Genomic DNA, 14,679 nt, shown 5'->3' on the forward strand with positions numbered 1-14,679 from the left:
AACAAACGACTCCCCCCCCCCCGCGAATTATCCCCTTTTCATCCGTGCACCCGTGCCGGAATGTCGCAAATAACTTTCCCGGCTGCAACCTGATCGTAGCAATCGGCGGGTAAGGTAGTGCCCGAAGCCGGTTCATTGCGGCACCCCACGAGGGGAAACCGGTACAGCGCTGCAGTGCGGGATTGGGATTATGACAGGCCACGACAACCAACAACTTCCCACCATCGACGGGGTTATGAGAAACGCCACGCCGGTTCTTTCCGACGTGCCGGTCAGGCAGGTGGCCGACATCTTCCAGGAAAACCCGGACCTGATGATGATACCGGTCGTGGGCGCCGGCGGGTTCGGAGGGGTCATCAGCCGGAGAGATCTCTTCACCCGCCATCTGTCCCGGCCTTTTGCCATGGAACTGTTCGGCAAAAAGCCGATCAGCTCCCTGGTGAATTGCGCGCCGCCTACCGTCGCCCCCGGATGCGGCGTGAACGAGGCGCTGGCCACGCTGCTGGAATACGACCCCGGCCTTGATACTGATTCCTTCCCGGTCATCCGCGGCGGGGAGTGCGTCGGGATCGTGCATGTCGCCGAACTCCTGATGGCCATATCCCGGTCCCAGGCCCATCTTCTTGCAACCCTTGAAACCTTGAGCGCCAGGATACGGGAGGAGGTGGAAAAGGCCCGCCGAATCCAACGGGATCTGCTGCCTCCGGCGGCCTGCCGCTACGCCGGTCTGGTGCTGGATGCGGTGCTGCTCAACTCCTCGGAGATCAGCGGCGATGTGTATGATTACTTCTTCATCGACCAGGACCGTCTGGGGGTCATGGTGGGGGATGTGAGCGGCCACGGCATCCAGTCGGGCATGGTGGCCACCGCCGCGAAGGCGGGACTGCATCTGCTTTTGGACAGTGGCGTGGCGACGCCGGGAAAGCTGCTCGGAGGGATGAACAAGGCCGTGACCGCCACGGCGTCCAACTCCCTGATGATGACCGCCGTTGTTGCCGTCATCGACCGGAAAGCGGGCACGGCATCCCTCGCCAATGCCGGCCACAATTACCCGTTCCTGTACCGGTCGGCGGACGCAACGGTTGCCATGCTGGACGGGACCTCCGGTTTCCCCCTCGGTTTCGACAGGGATAGCGAATACGGGGAGATCGAGATCGATTTCGGGAGCGGCGACCTCCTGGCCCTCTACAGCGACGGCATCATCGAGGCCAGCAACGGGGAGGGGGAGGAGTTCGGCTATGAACGCTTCGCCCACTACGCCCGGCATAACTCCGGGGAAAGCCCGGAATCCTTCCGGGGCGGGCTGCTTGACGAGGTGCGCGGTTTCACCGGCGCCGAATCCTTCGAGGACGACGTAACACTTCTGGTGGTTGCTGCGGAGCAGGCTCCATGATCGCCGGACTTCTCAAAAAATATCAAAGAGAGACCATCAATATGTTCAGTCTGAACACCCATGGCGGGATCATCTGCTCTCCTGCCCCCCCCATCTCCTTCAGCGGGTTTCCCCAGGTGCACGAGTGGCCGGTCCTCTCCTCCGAGGACAAGGAGGAACTCATCGGCCGCGTGGAGCGCGTTGTCGAAGGCGACGGCCCCTCCCACGAGTTTTTGCGGCAGCGCGCCGCCCTGATGGCGGATGAGATGCTGGAAAACGCCCTGTACGCCGCGCCCCGGGATACGGACGGCAACCAGATCTACGCCAAAGGGGAACGACGCAGCCTCGTCCCCGGCGAGGAGATCGTGCTGCGCTGCGCCTTTGACGGCGAACGGCTTTTCCTGGAGGTCAGCGACAGTTGGGGGCGGCTTTCCCCCGAAACCGTGCAGGGATTCCTCGCCATCAACCTGGCCCACGATACCTCCACCGACCGGGCCGGCCGCGGGCTCTACTTCATGTGGAAATTCATGAAAGATTTTTACGTCAATTTTGTGCCCGGCCTGAAAACATCGGTAGGGGGCTATCTCCTGCTTAATCCCGATTCATGCGAATATGGAGCGATCTGACATGGAAAATTTCAAGATTGAGATCAAAAGCGGCAGCATCAACGACACGGTTCATTTTCACGGGAACATCGACAGCCACGCGGACAGCCACTTTGAAGAGCTGAACCGGAAGATATCCAAGAAGTCGGTGGTCTTCGACTTCAGCGGCGCCGGCCGCATAAATTCCATGGGCATCGCCCTGCTGCTCCGTTCCATCAAGAGCATCAAGACGGAGAAGCAGGCGGAGATCAGTATTCAAGGGGCCAGCCAGATCAATACCATGCTCTTCAAGATGACCGGTATCTATCTGCTGGCACCCGAGGCAAAACGGTTATAACCAGGAGTCATTGCCATGTGGAACCCCAGAAAGTGTTGGCGGGTCTTCGATTATTCGGACCTTGACCTACAGATCGAAAAGTTCAGGGAACTGGCCGCCGAGTACAAAAAGAGCAACACGAGCTATTACGGAGAATACCTGTCGCGCATTCTGTTCGGCGAGTAGTTTCGCCGCGCAGGGCGCGGCTTTTGTCCCGCGGCACCGCATCCGCGCTCCGGTGCGCCCCGCCCTTGTCCCTCTTTCCGGGGGGCGCCCCCGTCCCCCTTTAGCCGTCAGCAGAGGCGTTGTATTCGCTCCCCGCCCGTGATATATGTACCCATTCGGTTGTGCATCTCTTTCTTTGGGGAAGGTGTCCCATGTCCCTCGCAGATCAGGTTTTGAACGGTGATATCCGTGCCGCGGCGCGCATGATGCGCGATATCGACGACAACCGGCCCCTCGCGGTCGAGGAGTTGAAACGGCTCTACCCCCACACCGGCACGGCCTACATCATCGGCATCACCGGCCCTCCGGGGGCCGGCAAATCGACCCTGGTGGACCAGTTGACCGCATCCTTCCGCAAGAAGGGGAAGAAGGTGGGGGTGGTGGCCATCGACCCCACCAGCCCCTTCACCGGCGGTGCCATTCTGGGTGACCGCATCCGCATGAACCGCCACGCCTCCGACGAGGGGGTCTTCATTCGCAGCCTGGCGACCCGCGGCGCCCTGGGCGGCCTGTCCCGTTCCACCTCCGATGTGGCGCTGGTAATGGATGCCTTGGGCATGGATATCGTTATCATCGAAACCGTCGGCGTCGGCCAGGACGAGGTGGATATCGTCAAGACCGCCCACACCACCTGTGTCGTCATGGTGCCGGGGCTGGGCGACGACATTCAGGCCATCAAGGCTGGCATTCTGGAGATCGGCGATATTTTCGTGGTCAACAAGGCCGACCGCGACGGTGCCGACCGCACCGCCCGGGAACTGGCCGCCATGCTGGAGATGCGCACCGCCCCCGAGGGGGGGTGGAACCCCCAGGTCCTCAAGACCGAAGCCCAGCGCGGCGTCGGTATCGATGAACTGTCAGGCGAGATCCTGGCCCACCGGGACTTCCTCGTTACCAGCGGCCGGATCGCCGATTTCGTGCGGGAACGCAACCAGCGGCATTTTGTGGATATCCTGCGGGACGGCCTCTACCGGCACGCCCTGGCGTTCATGGGACGCGACGGGAGCCTGGAGCGGATCGTGGACGGCATGGGCGACAACACCCTCGACCCCTATTCGGCGGCCGAGGCGGTGATTTCGCGCATGACCGGAGGCGTGGCCGAACCATGAGACACCTGCAGCGACAGGGTGCCACGGGCGGGGTTGCCGCGGCTGTCGATCCGCGCATCCGCCTGCTGGCCGCCGGCGTGTTGCTGGCGCTGGTCGTCAGTTCCACCGGCGCGCTCTTCCCGTGGATCGTGGCGGCCTTCTGCCTGCCGGCTGCCCTGGTGCAGGGCATGGGGGTGCGAACGCTCCTGGTGCGCCTACTGCACCCCCTGTTCATCGCCGCGGTGGTCCTCATCCTGAAATCGTGCATGGGGGCGGGGAGCGCGGTCGAGTTGTTCAGGCTCGGCTCCTTTGCTGTCGCCTTCCACGCCGACGGCTTCCAGGCGGGCCTGGTGATCGCTGCCCGCATCATGGGGGCGGTGTCGGTGGCGGTGCTCCTGGGCCAGGTGGCGACCTTTACCGAAACCATGGCGGCCCTGGCCTGGCTACGGGTCCCCCGCGCCCTGGTGGAAGTGACCCTGTTCGCCTGGCGCTCCCTGTTCATGCTGTACGACGATGCCGCCACGGTCTATACGGCCCAGAAAAACCGCCTCGGCTACTGCGGCCTGCGCCGCGGCCTCCGCTCCTTCGGCACCATGGCCGGCATGCTGGTCATCCGCGCTTTCGACAACAGCGATGCCATGACCACCGCCATGACGCAGCGGGGCTACGACGGCTCCCTGCCGCTTCTGCGCGGCGCCCGGCTGAGCATGGCGCAGGTGGCCGGTTTGGTCGTTTTTGCCGTCGTGGCAACCGCCGCATGGAGCGTACAGAATTGGCCGCGATGACCCCGCGCCTGAGCGCACAGATCGCCTCGTTCCGCTATCCCGACGGCACCGCCGCCCTGAACGATATCCGCCTTGAGGTCATGCCGGGGGAGTTCTGCGGCATCTTGGGTTCCAACGGCTCCGGCAAGACCACCCTGCTCAAGATTCTGGACGGCATCGTCAAGGAGTTCACCGGCCAGGTGCTCCTGGACGGGGACGAGATCCGGCGACTTTCCCCCCGGGAGATCTACGGCAAGATGGGGCTGGTGTTCCAGAACCCGGACGACCAGCTCTTCGCCCATTCGGTGTACGAGGATGTGGCCTTCGGCCCCCGCAACATGGGGTGCGGCGAGACCGAGGTGGGCCGCAGGGTCTCCGAGGCGCTGGAGGCGGTGGAGATGGCCGGCCTGGCCCGCAAGGACATCCAGAATCTGAGTTACGGCCAGAAAAAGCGGGTCTGCATCGCCGGGCTCCTGGCCATGGGACACGAGATCCTGCTCCTGGACGAACCGACCGCCGGCCTTGACCCCATGGGGGAACACCGCATGATGGAACTCTTGACCCGCCTGAACCGGGAGTCGGGGGTGACCATCGTCATGGCGACCCATAGCGTGGACCTGGTGCCGGTCTTTCTCTCCCGCCTCCACGTCCTGAGCCGGGGAGGGCTGGTACGCAGCGGCACACCGGAGGAGGTCTTCCATTCCCCGGAGGAGTTGGCAAACGTCAAGCTGCGCCTTCCCTACATCGCCGAGCTGATCCACCGGCTGAGGATCGACGACCATCTCCCCTTCAAACGGCTCCCCCTGACCATCGGCGCGGCGCGTCGGGAGATCTTGGAGACCATGGGCGGGCAGGGCCCGGCATGATTATGACTAAAATCTGTAATTCTGCCACAGAGACGCAGAGACACAGAGGTACACAGAGAAAGTCAAAAATGGAATAGTGAAGAGATGTGAACCTAAAAAAGCAGTTCACCACAAAGACACAAAGAACACAAAGCTACACAAAGTATGATTTCAGCTATTTACATGACAATTTCATGATTGGCTGGACTCACCTTTTGGGTGAATACCTTTCGCCCCTAATTCTATAAATCCTTTGTGCTCTTTGTGCCTTTGTGGTGGATAACGGTTTTTTCCGGGGTTAATCACTGATCCTGATATGCACAGGGAGTTTTCGTGGACCGTAAATCGCTGGAATCGCTGTTTAACCGCATCGGCACCGTCAAATGCCTGGTCATGGGCGACCTGATGCTGGACGAGTACCTGTGGGGCAAGACCGAGCGCATCTCCCCCGAAGCCCCGGTGCAGGTGGTGGATGTGCTGCGCGAGGAATTGCGCCTGGGGGGGGCGGGGAACGTGGTCAACAGCCTGCGGGCCCTGGGGGCGCAGGTGACGGTCTGCTCGGTCGTGGGACAGGACGCCAACGGCGAAGTCTTGTTGTCCGCCCTCGGGCGCCAGGCGGCCGGTACGGAGGCCGTGTTCCGCGATCCGGGGCGGCGCACCAGCCGCAAAACCCGGGTGGTGGCCTCCAACCAGCAGATCGTGCGCATCGACCGGGAATCGCGCACCCCCCTGCCCAAGGATGTGGAAGAACAGGTGTGCGCCTGGATCGCCGCCCACGCCGGGGAGTTCGGCGTCATCCTGCTCTCCGACTACAACAAGGGGGTGCTGACCCAGCGGGTCATCGAGGCCGCCGTCGCCGCTGCCGCCAAAGCCGCCGTCCCCGTGCTGGTGGACCCCAAGGGGGCGGACTTTGCCCGCTACCACGGCGCGACCATCCTGACCCCCAACCGGAAGGAGGCCGAAACCGCTTCCGGGATGGCCATCCACGACATGGACTCCCTCTCCCGGGCCGCCGAGTCGATCATGGAAACCGCCGGGCTGGAACACCTGCTGATTACCCGCAGCGAGGAGGGGATGTCCCTGTTCACGCGCCACGGCACCGCGGTCCATATCCCGACCGTGGCCCGGGAGGTGTTCGACGTCTCCGGCGCCGGCGACACGGTCCTGGCCACCCTGGCGGTGGGCATGGCCTCCGGGCTGACCATGGCCGAGGCGGCCGGGCTGGCCAACGTGGCCGCCGGCATTGCGGTCGGCAAGCTGGGGACCTCCACGGTCGCGCCAGCCGAGATCATCGATGCCGTGGCCCTCGGCCACCACGACAGCGAATCCAAGATCAAGAACCGGGATGTGCTCCCCGCCATCATCGAGGCGGAGAAGGCCAACGGCAAGCGGATCGTCTTCACCAACGGCTGCTTTGACCTGCTGCACGCCGGGCATGTCAAATATCTCCAGAAGGCGCGCCGCCTTGGGGACATCCTGGTGCTGGGCCTCAACAGCGACGCCTCGGTGCGCCGGCTCAAGGGCCCCAAACGCCCCCTGATCGCCGAGGATGAGCGGGCCCACATCCTGGCGGCACTGGACTGCATCGATTACGTGGTGATCTTCGACGAGGACACCCCCCTGGAGTTGATCACGGCATTGAAGCCCCATATCCTGGCCAAGGGGGGGGACTACACCGCCGACGGGGTCGTGGGCAAGGATGTGGTGGAGGCCTACGGCGGGCGGGTGGAACTGGTTTCGTTTGTGGACGGCAAATCCACCACCAACATCATCGAACGCGTGCTGGAGCGCTACTCCGGCAACTGACTTGGGTTGCATTAGCCGGTTTTTATCCTACAATTCTAGCAGGACATGAAGATTCAATCTTACCTGGTGTGATCGAAGAGGAGTGGTTATGTCAGAACAAGCCGTCACCGATCGGGAACTGTGGATTCTGGGGGTACAAGCGGAGAGCGGCCGCGGGCAGGTCCTCACTGCATACCTGGAGAGCGGCGGCTACAGGAATCGCCTGGAACGCCTGGAAAACGTGGCCTCGGGCCGCCCCCTCGGCATCATCCTGGACATCTCCCCCTTTTCCGACGACGGCTGGGGCCTGCTCCGTCAGATCAAGAGCGATCCGGCGACCCGCAACATCCCCATCCTGCCGGTGTTTTTGAGCGAGAAGGGCGCCATAGGGGGCGTGTTCCCGGTGGCCGGCTTCTTTACCCTGCCGGTGGACGACCATTACCTCCTGGAGCGGCTGGCGGTGTACGGCCTGACCGAGGACGCCGAAACCTGGGACCTGCAGGCGCTGGTCGTCTCCCGTTCGGGAGAGGAAAACCTCGCCCGGGCCGTGGAATCGGTGGGGTTCGAGATCGTCAAGGGATATACCGGCAAGGAGGCCATGGCGTTGATCTCCATCAGGCCCAAGTACCTGGCCTTCAGTACCCTGATGCTCCCGGATATGTCGGCCTTCGAGCTATTGGAAAAGATCCGCCTCTACCCCTACAGCCGCAATACCCCCCTGTTCGTGCTGCTCAAGGAGGAGATGAAGGAGGGGGAAAAGAAGGCCATGGCGCGGGAGGTGGCCAACCTGGTTTCCAAGAAGCAGCTTACCTGCGAGGAGTTTCTGGGGTATCTGCGGCGGCGGGAGTAGGGGGGGCGGCGTTCTGCTTCCCATTCATGGTATGGATGCGGCGTGGTTCGAGTCTGTATCAGGTCCCCAGCTGCGGTCTTGTCTAACGCTTCAGTGAATTTATGCATTCTCTGACTCTAGAAGTATACTTAGCCGGTAAATCATTTTTCCAGGCATCCTGCATGTAGAAGGACTGATACAGTGGGCGTTTTACACCGATTTTGCCTTTTTTGATCAGTGGTTTTCTATAGACCTTGAATGAAATCTTTCCGTTGACCCTAGGATCAGCAAGTACAAGGTATTCTTCATACTCATCAATATACTTCTTAACATTGCCTTCTATTAAGCTATTCACTCCCAATCCATGCAGTCGTTGTTCAGCCCAAAGAAGTTCTTCTTCGTTACGTACCCGCCCATCATAGGTGTATACTCCCTCCTCCAAAAGACAAGGTTGAGAATATAGATCAACAAAGAAAAGAGTCTCTTTTCTCCTTCTTTCAAAAAGAATCTGCTCCTTTTCCTTTTTTTCTTGTTCCTCTTTTTCATGAAACGATCTATGCCAATGATCCCGTGCTAAACGAAATGCAGCTTCCATAACATCGCACCGGGAGTTATTACCCCAACCAGTCAGGTGTCGCCTCAGCCCCTCAGGGATAGCAAACCCTCGGTCATAAGGACTATTACTGCCCCTCCCACAAAGAGGACAGTATGCCCTATCTTCCAAAAAGCTTCCTTCTTCCTTAGAAAGAATATTTGCTTCAGCGATAATCTGTTCAGCAACATCATGCTCCCAAGCATAACCCTCTTGTCTTGACTTTACTTGGTAATAGCCCTTTAATAGACGTTCGAATTTTTCCGGCATAAGGTTCAATATTGTGTATCTTGCTTCAAACAAATCATTCTTAAGTCTCTCTATCTCATCTACATAGGCTTGAAATGGATTTTTATTCATCTTCTTTACTCCTTTCAACAATTTGGCAGAACAGCGGGTTCCCCGCTGTGTTTGTCTGGCTAGGACAAATGACAAGTGTCAGGCCCACACATTTTATAAAACAGCCCCGGAATTAAGCAAAAAAGGTGATAAGAAAGCATTGATGCGGCTGGTTGTAGCGGCAATAGTCGATCCGATTAGCCCGGATTGCCGCTATCAGCAGGGTGCCCTGCTGGCAGCCCTCTATCAACGTGCGTTGTCCCTGATAGGGGGCGCATGCAATGCGTCCCTACTTTGTTTGCCCCTGTGTGTTTGTGAACATGTCCCTCCATATCACATAACGTCCCATCAAATAAAGAATATTTGTCGCACGCCACAAGCAAAACCAACAGCCTCGTCAGCTACGAGATACAAAACAGTGCTGCCTGGTTGCTGAATGCCACAATGCCACTATTAGGCAAATGGGTATTGCCCGGATTATTCTGTTTGTGGTATGGTTTTAAAAAGAGGTAAGTGCCATGTTGCTACAAACAGACGCTAGGCGCCGCATTACATTGCCCCCGACCGCCGGGATAGAACCGGGGGATGCCATTGACCTTGAAATCCTGGAAGACGGCCGGATCATGCTGATCCCCGTGGAACCGGTGCCGAAACACCAGTTGTGGGCCTGGACCGCCGAGGTCAAGCAGGCTGTCAGCACATCGCTTGCCGACCCAAGGCCGTCCGTGGTGGTCGAATCCGCCAAAGACGTTGGGAAGGTAGCCAAGAGGTGGTCCGGTGAGGATTGAGATTCGCCCGGCATTCGATGAAGCGGTCATGGCGGCCGAACTGCCGATCCGCAAGGCTGCCGCCAAGATGCTCGGATTGCTCCAGGAACTCGATCTGCCGCAGCTCTGGAACCATCCCGGCCTCAACTTTGAAAAACTGCACGGCATGATTGAACCGTCTACCGGCCGGCAACTTTACTCCCTCCGCGTTACGGGCAGCGCCCGCGCCATTACCTGTCTCCTCAACGGGCCAACCATTGTGCTGGTCAGCCTGCATATCCAACACGACAAGGCATACAGGAAATAGGGGCCGAAACGCAAACAGCCGTTCCCCCTGACAGGAGGAACGGCTGTTGTTATTACATCACCCAACGGTAAAGCGCCTACAAAATCCCCTTCAAATCCTTGATCTCCACGCTGGCCCTGCTGCGCAACTCCTTTGCCCACTGGCTGAAGCGCTCCTCGGATTTTTTCCGGTAGATGGTGTCCTCGATCTCGGCTTTGACGCTCTCGAACGGCTTTACCTTACCCTTGATCCGCTCCTCCAGCTTGATGATGTGAAATCCGGCAGGGGTGGAAACCAGTTCGCTCACCTCGCCCGGCTTCAGGGCCAGGATGGTCTGCTCCAGTTCCGGCAGCATGTCCCCCTTCTTGAACACCCCCAGGTCGCCGCCGTCCTTGCGGGCCGCCGGGTCTTCCGAGTAGCTCTTGGCCAATTCGGCAAAATCCTTGCCGCTTTTGGCCTCGGCCAGCACCATCAGGGCGGTGGTCATGGCGCGCTTGATCTCCTCGGCCGGGGCCTTTTCGCTGGTGCGGAAAAAGATGTGCCGGGCGTGATAACTCTCCTCTTCCGTGTATTTCGCCTGGTTGGCCTCGTAGTACTCCCGCATCTCCGACTCGCCCACCTGGATCTTGGCGCGGACCTCCATGCTGACCAGCCTGAGTCGTTCAAGCTGGTCCCGCAACTGGTCCCGGTACTGGTCGAAGGTGAGCCCCTGGGTGGCCAGGGCGGACACCAGCGCCTCCTGGGAGGGGAGCTTGTTCTGCCGCTTCACGTCGTCGATGGCTTGGCGGATTTCCTCGTCGCCGATCTTGATGTTCAACTCCCGGGCCTTCTGCTCGATCAGCTTCTTCTCGACCAGCTGGTTCAGGACGGCGTGACGGATCCTGCTGCGGCCGGCGTCGTCCAGGGGCGACTTCTGGTCCGCGTCGCGCAGGGCCGGCTGGGCTTCGCGGTTAATCTCGTGCAGGGTGATGATCTCGTCGTTGACGATGGCGGCAATGGCGTTGACCACCTTGGCATGGGCTCCGGCGGGCGCCAGGAACAGGCAGATGAGCAGCAGGGTACAGGTGTTTCGTCTCATGGGCGTGGGTCTCTCGTCGGGGAAAACGAGAAAGGGCGGGCAGAGCCCACCCTTTCTGTTGTTGGAGTTATATGCGGATATGGTCCGGGCCGGTCACGGGGCGTTATTTGCCGGGTGCGGCCGGAGTTGCCGGGGCGGCAGCCGGAGCAGCCGCAGGCTTGCCGTCGCCTTTGGCGCCGCCGATGCTGTTCAGCACGTCTTCCTTGATGTTGATCTTTGCGGTTTTCTTCAACTCGTCCTTGATCTTCTGGAAGACCTCCTGCTGTTTACCCGGCATGACGGCGGCCTTGATCTGCTCCTTGACCTCTTCGAAGGGGCGGACGCCGGCGGCGCGTTTGCCGGTCAGCTTGATGATGTGATAGCCGAAGTCGGATTTAACCACGTCGGAGACCTGGCCTTCCTTCAGCGCCAAGGCGGCCTTTTCGAAAACCGGCACCATGGAGCCTTTGCCGAACCACCCCAGATCGCCGCCCTGTGCCGCGGATGCGTCTACGGAGTTCTTCTTGGCCAGTTCTTCGAATTTCCCGCCGGCCTTGATCTGGGCCAGGATATCCTTGGCTTGCTTTTCGGTTTTGACCAGGATGTGGCTGGCCCTCATCTGATCGCCGGTTTTGAATTTATCCTTGTTCTGCTCGTAGAATTTTTTCAGGTCCTCGTCGGAGACCTTGGCGTCGGTCTCGACCTTCTTCTTCAGGAACGACTCGACAATCAGGCGCTTCTTGAGGTCGGCCAGCTTTTCGGCGATCTCCGGGCTCTTGTCCAGGCCGTCCTTGGCCGCCTGCTGCAGGATCAGTTCGCGGATCACCATGGTGTCCATCATTTCCTTGCGTCCCTGGGGGGTGTCGGCCATGCTCTTGAGGTACTCGGGGAGATTCTTCAACTCGCGGGCGAAGTCGCCGGTGGTGATGGTGCTGCCGTTGACCTCGGCCACGACCTGCCCTTCCTTCTTCGTTTCCGTTGTTGACCCTGTTGACCCCTTCTGGCAACCGAAAAGGGCTGCTATGCAGAGGGCGGCGGCGATGGTTTTGGTGCTGGCGATAGCTTTCACGGAATCTCCTTTATTTTTGAGGCGATGAAGTTGTTAAAAACCTCAAAAAAATATCACACACCGAACAAGGTGGCAACTCTTTTTGTGCCGTTTCCGGCGGCTTTTCACACTATCCGGGAGGGCTCCGCAAAGCCGGGCATCGGCATGCCGGTATGGTATCCCTGGGCGTAGTCGATCCCCATTTTCCGCACCGCCTCGAACAGCTCCTCGTTTTCGATATATTCCGCGACCGATTGGATGCCGAACTCCTTGGCCAGCACGGCAAGGGTCTTGACGAAGGCCATATCCTTGGGGTCGTGGAGCATGTTGCGCACAAATACCCCTTCAATCTTGACGAAATCCACCGGCAACCGCCGGATGTACTGGAACGAGGAAAAGCCCGACCCGAAATCGTCGATGGCGAACTTGAAGCCTTCGAGCTTCAATTCCTCCACGAACCGTTCCAGCAGGGTCATGTTCTTGACGGTTTCCCGCTCCGTCAGTTCGAAGACGATCTTCTCGTGGTCGATGCCATAGGTGCGGGTCAGCCTGATGATGGTCGGGATGAATTCATTGAGGATGAGGGATTTGGGGGAGAGGTTGATGAAAAGTATCCCCTCGTGCCGTTCCGCCCGGACCTTCTGAAAGACCTTTTCCATGAGGATGTAGTCCAGTTTGCTGATGATGCCGAGGGCCTCGGCCATCTCGATGAATTCGACCGCGGGAAGAACCTCGCCTCCGATCTCGATCCGGCAGAGCACCTCGTGGCAGATGACGGCGCCGTCGGACGTGGCGACGATGGGCTGGAAGTAGGGGGTGATCCGTTTCTCGTCCACCGCCTTGATGAGTGTGCGGGAGAGTTCGCCGCTCTTCTTGAAGACCTCGATCACGTCGTCTTCCGTCGGGACGACCAGCCGGTTCTTGCCCGAGTTCTTGGCCTTGTAGGTCATGTTGTCGGCGAAGATGAACAGGTCCTTTTCGTTTTGGGCGTGGATCGGATAGATCGCCATGCCGATGGAGGCGGTGCCGCGGACCGTGATGCCCTCCGCGGAGACCACCGCCATCTCCTCCAGGGCCTCCCTGATCCGGTTCGCCACCATGTAGACCTGCTCCTTGTCCGCCTCCACAATGGCGACGGTGAATTCGTCGCCGCCGTAGCGTGCCAGGATGTCCCCCTTGCGCAGGCATTCGTGGATGGTGGCCCCGACCTTGGTCAGGAACTTGTCGCCGAAGAGGTGGCCGTGGGTGTCGTTGACGCACTTGAAATTGTCCAGGTCGATCAACAGCAGGCCGAAACTGTAGTCGTGCCGCTCGGCGCGCCCCACCTCGTATCCGAGCAGTTCCCAGAATACGCGCTGGTTGTACAGGTTGGTCAGGGGGTCGCGGGTGGCATAGTATTCGAGGTCCTTGGTGTACTTGTAGATGGCCTTGATGGAGCCGACCACGTTGAGCATGGTGGTGAGGATGCTGTCGATGACCAGGGAGCGGATCGGGTCGGTGGCCATTTTGGACTGGAAACCGATGCCCACCACGCCGCCGATCTGGGGCGCCTTGAGGAGCAGGGATTTGGTTTGCAGCTCGATCGCGGCCCGGTCCAGGTGGAGGGGCGCGTCCTGGCTGCCGACGATGTTGTGGACCACCTTGATGGAGGCAGGCATGTCGATCTTGATGTGCTCCTCTTTGATCCTCCCCCGGATGATCTCTTCCATGATGCCCTTGGTCTCGGCGGTGGGGGGATGCTTCCAGAAGATTTCGATATCGAAAATTTCGTCATCCACCTGGAAGATGCAGAACATGGTGTAGACCTGCATGACCTTGCCGACCTCGGTCAAAAGGTACGCGACCCGCTCCTTCCAGTCCTTGATGGACTCGGAGGTGATGATGAACCGTTCCAGCACCTGGATCTCGAACTCCAGCATCTCCTTGCCCACGGCAACCTTCCTGATCCGCTCCACGATCTTGCCGAACTCGCCGAAGATGTTGTCCAACTCCGCAAACCCGGTGTGCTGGTTCCCCAGTTCCAGGGTGGTGAGGTCGGTGACCCGGTTGACCGTCTGCACCTTGTGGCTGAGTAGATCGACCGCCGCTCCGATGCGGCGGTTGACGTAGCCGGCGACCAGGAAGGACATCACCAGGGGGAAGGGCGAGAACAGGGCGAAGATGACGAAGATGTCGTGCATCGCCTTCTGCCGCATGGCGCGGAAATCCTCGGTGACCCTCACCACCCCCAGGACCTCTCCGGCACGGGCCGTCAGGTGGCAGGTCCGGCATTGCTCTTCCGCCTTGAAGGGGTAGTACTGGCTGATCAGATCCCCGTCCCGCCGGGAGTGGGGCGTGCCCTTGGCAAATACCCGCTGGGCGCCGCTGTCCGTGATCTCGCTCGAAGGGGTGCCGTACTGGCGGTTGATCGCCTCGCTCCGGAATACCGCGGCCGTGAAGGTCTCGGGAAAGGCCCGGCGGAACTGGGTGAGGAATAGGTCGATGTCGATGCGGGTCCAGCCCCGTTCCATGCCCTGGTGTATGGAACTGAAGATCTGCTGGGAGATGGAACCGGAAAGACGGGTCAGGGAGCTCTCGAGGTGTTTCTTGTAGATATAGGAGCTGACGGCCAGGACGATCAGGAAGGTGATGCTCGACACGGCCAGGCTGGCGATAACGATAAAGCGTTTCAGCGTTATGGGACTGGATGGTTTGTTTTTCATTGCCGGGGTCCTGCAAGGGTGAAGGATGGGCGAATCGGAAACGATAGAAGACAATATAT

At 59.9% G+C, this 14,679-nt stretch carries 15 protein-coding genes; 11 read left to right on the forward strand and 4 right to left on the reverse strand.

Annotated features, from left to right (window positions below; all coding sequences use genetic code 11):
- Nucleotides 1-190: 190 nt before the first annotated feature.
- From F6V30_RS08205 to F6V30_RS08240, 9 genes are all read left to right on the forward strand, one after another.
- Nucleotides 191-1,393 carry a SpoIIE family protein phosphatase gene (locus F6V30_RS08205; RefSeq protein WP_151156506.1) on the forward strand — a complete coding sequence of 401 codons (1,203 nt, stop codon included), beginning with the start codon at nucleotides 191-193 and terminating at the stop codon, nucleotides 1,391-1,393.
- Complete coding sequence (locus tag F6V30_RS08210) at nucleotides 1,390-1,998, forward strand: ATP-binding protein (RefSeq protein ID WP_151156507.1); 609 nt, start codon at nucleotides 1,390-1,392, stop codon at nucleotides 1,996-1,998. The genes F6V30_RS08205 and F6V30_RS08210 overlap by 4 nt, the downstream gene beginning before the upstream one ends.
- Before the next feature lies 1 nt (nucleotide 1,999).
- Nucleotides 2,000-2,314, forward strand: coding sequence for an STAS domain-containing protein (locus F6V30_RS08215; protein ID WP_151156508.1), 315 nt, complete (start codon nucleotides 2,000-2,002; stop codon nucleotides 2,312-2,314).
- A gap of 15 nt (nucleotides 2,315-2,329) precedes the next feature.
- Complete coding sequence (locus F6V30_RS17055) at nucleotides 2,330-2,479, forward strand: hypothetical protein (RefSeq protein ID WP_188055596.1); 150 nt, start codon at nucleotides 2,330-2,332, stop codon at nucleotides 2,477-2,479.
- Nucleotides 2,480-2,670: 191 nt separating this feature from the next.
- Nucleotides 2,671-3,627, forward strand: a complete 957-nt coding sequence (gene meaB / locus F6V30_RS08220; protein ID WP_151156509.1) for a methylmalonyl Co-A mutase-associated GTPase MeaB — start codon at nucleotides 2,671-2,673, stop codon at nucleotides 3,625-3,627.
- Complete coding sequence (gene cbiQ, locus F6V30_RS08225; protein ID WP_151156510.1) at nucleotides 3,624-4,391, forward strand: cobalt ECF transporter T component CbiQ; 768 nt, start codon at nucleotides 3,624-3,626, stop codon at nucleotides 4,389-4,391. Before meaB ends, cbiQ begins: the two co-directional genes overlap by 4 nt.
- Nucleotides 4,388-5,236 (forward strand): energy-coupling factor ABC transporter ATP-binding protein, encoded by an 849-nt coding sequence (locus tag F6V30_RS08230; RefSeq protein ID WP_151156956.1) that lies wholly within the window; start codon nucleotides 4,388-4,390, stop codon nucleotides 5,234-5,236. Before cbiQ ends, F6V30_RS08230 begins: the two co-directional genes overlap by 4 nt.
- Nucleotides 5,237-5,548: 312 nt before the next feature.
- Nucleotides 5,549-7,021 (forward strand): D-glycero-beta-D-manno-heptose-7-phosphate kinase, encoded by a 1,473-nt coding sequence (gene rfaE1, locus F6V30_RS08235; protein WP_151156511.1) that lies wholly within the window; start codon nucleotides 5,549-5,551, stop codon nucleotides 7,019-7,021.
- Between the two features lie 88 nt (nucleotides 7,022-7,109).
- The gene (locus F6V30_RS08240) at nucleotides 7,110-7,850 is read left to right on the forward strand and encodes a response regulator (RefSeq protein ID WP_151156512.1); all 741 of its coding nucleotides are present in this window, start codon (nucleotides 7,110-7,112) and stop codon (nucleotides 7,848-7,850) included.
- 82 nt (nucleotides 7,851-7,932) lie between these two features.
- Here F6V30_RS08240 and F6V30_RS08245 read toward each other — a convergent pair whose 3' ends face one another.
- Nucleotides 7,933-8,781 carry a hypothetical protein gene (locus tag F6V30_RS08245; RefSeq protein WP_151156513.1) on the reverse strand — a complete coding sequence of 283 codons (849 nt, stop codon included), beginning with the start codon at nucleotides 8,779-8,781 and terminating at the stop codon, nucleotides 7,933-7,935.
- A gap of 497 nt (nucleotides 8,782-9,278) precedes the next feature.
- Here F6V30_RS08245 and F6V30_RS08250 point away from each other — a divergent pair, with 497 nt between their 5' ends.
- The gene (locus tag F6V30_RS08250) at nucleotides 9,279-9,548 is read left to right on the forward strand and encodes an AbrB/MazE/SpoVT family DNA-binding domain-containing protein (protein WP_151156514.1); all 270 of its coding nucleotides are present in this window, start codon (nucleotides 9,279-9,281) and stop codon (nucleotides 9,546-9,548) included.
- Complete coding sequence (locus F6V30_RS08255; RefSeq protein ID WP_151156515.1) at nucleotides 9,538-9,834, forward strand: hypothetical protein; 297 nt, start codon at nucleotides 9,538-9,540, stop codon at nucleotides 9,832-9,834. The genes F6V30_RS08250 and F6V30_RS08255 overlap by 11 nt, the downstream gene beginning before the upstream one ends.
- A gap of 76 nt (nucleotides 9,835-9,910) precedes the next feature.
- Here F6V30_RS08255 and F6V30_RS08260 read toward each other — a convergent pair whose 3' ends face one another.
- The 3 genes from F6V30_RS08260 to F6V30_RS08270 all read right to left on the reverse strand — a co-directional run bounded on the left by F6V30_RS08260 (nucleotide 9,911) and on the right by F6V30_RS08270 (nucleotide 14,620).
- On the reverse strand, nucleotides 9,911-10,891 hold the full coding sequence (locus F6V30_RS08260; protein WP_151156516.1) for a peptidylprolyl isomerase: 981 nt from the start codon (nucleotides 10,889-10,891) through the stop codon (nucleotides 9,911-9,913).
- Between the two features lie 103 nt (nucleotides 10,892-10,994).
- A complete protein-coding gene (locus F6V30_RS08265) occupies nucleotides 10,995-11,939 on the reverse strand; it encodes a peptidylprolyl isomerase (protein ID WP_151156517.1) in 945 nt (314 codons plus the stop codon).
- 104 nt (nucleotides 11,940-12,043) lie between these two features.
- Entirely contained in the window at nucleotides 12,044-14,620 is a 2,577-nt protein-coding gene (locus F6V30_RS08270) for a putative bifunctional diguanylate cyclase/phosphodiesterase (protein WP_151156518.1), read from the reverse strand.
- Between the last annotated feature and the right edge of the window lie 59 nt (nucleotides 14,621-14,679).

Source organism: Oryzomonas sagensis (assembly GCF_008802355.1).
In the GTDB taxonomy this organism is placed as follows: Bacteria; Desulfobacterota; Desulfuromonadia; order Geobacterales; family Pseudopelobacteraceae; genus Oryzomonas; species Oryzomonas sagensis.

Bases quoted from the DNA above. Each gene is read 5' to 3' on its own strand.
- F6V30_RS08215 (WP_151156508.1), top strand. From the start codon at position 2,000: ATGGAAAATTTCAAGATTGAGATCAAAAGCGGCAGCATCAACGACACG.
- F6V30_RS08245 (WP_151156513.1), bottom strand. From the start codon at position 8,781: ATGAATAAAAATCCATTTCAAGCCTATGTAGATGAGATAGAGAGACTT.
- F6V30_RS08270 (WP_151156518.1), bottom strand. From the start codon at position 14,620: ATGAAAAACAAACCATCCAGTCCCATAACGCTGAAACGCTTTATCGTT.
- F6V30_RS08205 (WP_151156506.1), top strand. From the start codon at position 191: ATGACAGGCCACGACAACCAACAACTTCCCACCATCGACGGGGTTATG.
- cbiQ (WP_151156510.1), top strand. From the start codon at position 3,624: ATGAGACACCTGCAGCGACAGGGTGCCACGGGCGGGGTTGCCGCGGCT.
- F6V30_RS17055 (WP_188055596.1), top strand. From the start codon at position 2,330: ATGTGGAACCCCAGAAAGTGTTGGCGGGTCTTCGATTATTCGGACCTT.
- F6V30_RS08210 (WP_151156507.1), top strand. From the start codon at position 1,390: ATGATCGCCGGACTTCTCAAAAAATATCAAAGAGAGACCATCAATATG.
- F6V30_RS08230 (WP_151156956.1), top strand. From the start codon at position 4,388: ATGACCCCGCGCCTGAGCGCACAGATCGCCTCGTTCCGCTATCCCGAC.
- meaB (WP_151156509.1), top strand. From the start codon at position 2,671: ATGTCCCTCGCAGATCAGGTTTTGAACGGTGATATCCGTGCCGCGGCG.
- F6V30_RS08240 (WP_151156512.1), top strand. From the start codon at position 7,110: ATGTCAGAACAAGCCGTCACCGATCGGGAACTGTGGATTCTGGGGGTA.
- F6V30_RS08250 (WP_151156514.1), top strand. From the start codon at position 9,279: ATGTTGCTACAAACAGACGCTAGGCGCCGCATTACATTGCCCCCGACC.
- F6V30_RS08260 (WP_151156516.1), bottom strand. From the start codon at position 10,891: ATGAGACGAAACACCTGTACCCTGCTGCTCATCTGCCTGTTCCTGGCG.